Below are 1,138 nucleotides of genomic sequence, written 5' to 3'. Positions count from 1 at the left end.
CTAGGTGTTTGATCCCACGGTTTGATGGTGTGATCTTTTTGAAGGAATGGAAGGATGCCCTATGGGACAAGTTCGTCACGGAAGCGCTACGACCACGCACGCCGTCCGAGCTGCAATAATGAGGGTGGCCCGCTACCGGTCCGAGGGCCTGCCCGAATAATCGCAAGCTTCGTTCGCGACGCTGAGCCGAGAATTGGGTATCAATCCCAAGACGGTTGCAAAGTGGCGGTAGCGCGCAAAGGTCTAGGATATGAAGACCGAACCTTCCGAGCCGCGTTCACCGTCCTTACCGAGGCTAGAGAGGTGGCCATCATCGCGTTTCGGCGTCACACGCTGCTGCCACTCGATGGCGCTGCGCTTGCCTGTATGCCCTTCAGCCGTCCATACCGCACCTGACACGCTCAGCGCTGCACCGGTGTTTACAGCGGCATGGCATGTCACGCCTGCCTGACATCGAGGGCGACAAGCCTAAGCGGTCGAAGTTCAAACGCTACCCGATGGGCCCTCGCCAATGCCCTCGGACCAATGAAGGACATTGGCTCGATCCACATAGACATCGCCGAAGCGCAGACTGCTGAAGGAAAGCCCTTCCTGTTCGTCGGCATCGACCGCACGAGCAAGTTTGCCGTGAGCCAGTTCGTCGAGAAAGCAGACAGGAAGACGGCCTGGGAGTTCCTGCAGCACATGCTCGAATCCGTGCCATATCAGGTCCACACTGCCCTCACCGACAATGGCATTCAGTTCGCTGAGCAGCCTCGGAACCGGGACGCTGCTTATTCGCGGCCCATGCGCTTCGACATGATCTGTGAGACTAGCGGGGTCGAGCACCGGCTGACCAAACCCAACCATCTCTGGAGTTCCGAGGATGAGAAAACGATCCGGGGGATCGTTTTCCCGAGGGACGGACAGGTCGAACGGATGAACCGCACGATCAAGGAGGCCACCGTCAAACGCTTTCATTACGACAGTCATGAACAGCTACGGGCACATCTTGCGGACTTCATGGCGGCCTATGACTTCGCCGGCCGGCTCAAGACCCTCAACGGGCTCACGCCCTACGAATACATCTGCAAGATCTGGACATCAGAGCTGGACAGATCCGTCTTGAACCCGATCCAACAAATGCCGGGACTGAACA

Annotated in this window: 1 pseudogene; it reads left to right on the top strand. The window is 58.1% G+C overall.

The window, feature by feature from the left end:
- Positions 1-61: 61 nt before the first annotated feature.
- A pseudogene (locus KO490_RS14725) lies at positions 62-1,138 on the top strand (DDE-type integrase/transposase/recombinase); the annotation flags it as partial.

Source organism: Paracoccus sp. C2R09, assembly GCF_018860625.1.
GTDB lineage: Bacteria > Pseudomonadota > Alphaproteobacteria > Rhodobacterales > Rhodobacteraceae > Paracoccus.
This window is presented reverse-complemented; position numbering and strand designations above follow the sequence as displayed.